This is a genomic window from Burkholderia sp. BCC0322 (assembly GCF_902833045.1).
GTDB lineage: Bacteria > Pseudomonadota > Gammaproteobacteria > Burkholderiales > Burkholderiaceae > Burkholderia.
Genome location: NZ_CADFDU010000049.1, coordinates 1 through 1,160 on the forward strand (window position 1 = coordinate 1; position 1,160 = coordinate 1,160).

Genomic DNA, 1,160 nt, shown 5'->3' on the forward strand with positions numbered 1-1,160 from the left:
TGAGCGGCCCCCAGTAAACAGTGCCATGATGTAAGCGAGTTTTCGGCGGACTTTTTCAGTATGAAAGGAGCCGTACGATGAAACGCAAGCGCTTCAGTGTCGAGCAGATTGTGGCGGTGTTGAAACAGGCCGAAGCAGGCATGCCGGTCGCGGAACTGATTCGTCACGTGGGCATTTCGGAGCAAACCTTCTATCGCTGGAAGAAGGTGTATGCCGGTTTGCAGACGGACCAGGTGCGACAGCTCAAGCAGCTTCAAGACGAGAACGCCCAACTGAAGAAGGTGGTCGCGGAGCTGACGTTGGACAAGGCGATGCTGACCGACGTATTGAAAAAAAAGTGGTGAAGTCCTCGCCGAGGCGCCACGTCGTGGATTATCTAAAGTCCGCCTATGGAGTAGCAGAGCGGCGTGCCTGCCGCCTGGTGGCCATATCGCGCTCGGTGTACCAGTATCGCAGCCACCGCGACCCGCAGACTGCATTGCGGCAGCGCATGTGTGAAATCGCGGCGACGCGGGTGCGCTATGGTTACCGCAAGATACGCGTGCTGCTGCTACGGGAGGGCTATCAGGTCAGCAAGAATCGGCTGTACCGTCTGTATCGTGAGGAAGGGCTGTCGCTGCGCTACAGACCAAATCGCAAGCGACGTGCGCAGATGAGTCGCCCGGCACGTGCAAAGTCGACGGCGGCAAATCAGGCGTGGAGCTTGGACTTCGTCGCCGACCAGCTTTCGAACGGCCAGAGGTTCCGCGCGCTGACCATCATCGACGTCTTTACGCGCGAAGCACTAGCCATCGATGTTGGTCAGCGATTGAGCGCTTCAGATGTCGTGCGTGCACTGGATGAACTGAGGAGCAAACGCGGGGCGCCCCGCACGCTGTTTTGTGACAACGGCTCGGAATTTACGAGTCAGGTGATGGACCTGTGGGCTTACCATCACAAGGTCGAGATTGCCTTCAGCCGGCCCGGCAAGCCAACGGATAACGCATTCGTGGAGTCGTTCAACGGCACGCTACGCGATGAATGCCTGAACGTGCACTGGTTCACATCGCTGGCCGACGCCAGGGAGCAGATTGAACGATGGCGGGTCGAATACAACGAGAGTCGGCCTCACAGGGCTCTCGGTGAAGTGCCGCCTGCCGAATACGTCCGTCAGTTGGGCC

General features: G+C 58.7%; 1 protein-coding gene. It reads left to right on the top strand.

Going from position 1 to position 1,160, the window contains the following annotated elements; genetic code table 11:
• Positions 1–77 precede the first annotated feature (77 nt).
• Positions 78–1,160, top strand: a protein-coding gene (locus HWX39_RS35825) for an IS3-like element ISBvi7 family transposase (RefSeq protein WP_175972156.1) whose coding sequence is annotated in 2 segments (ribosomal slippage) — positions 78–339 and positions 339–1,160 — 1,084 coding nt annotated over the 2 segments. Because the reading frame shifts where the segments join, the coding sequence is not laid out codon by codon here. This gene is flagged as partial in the annotation.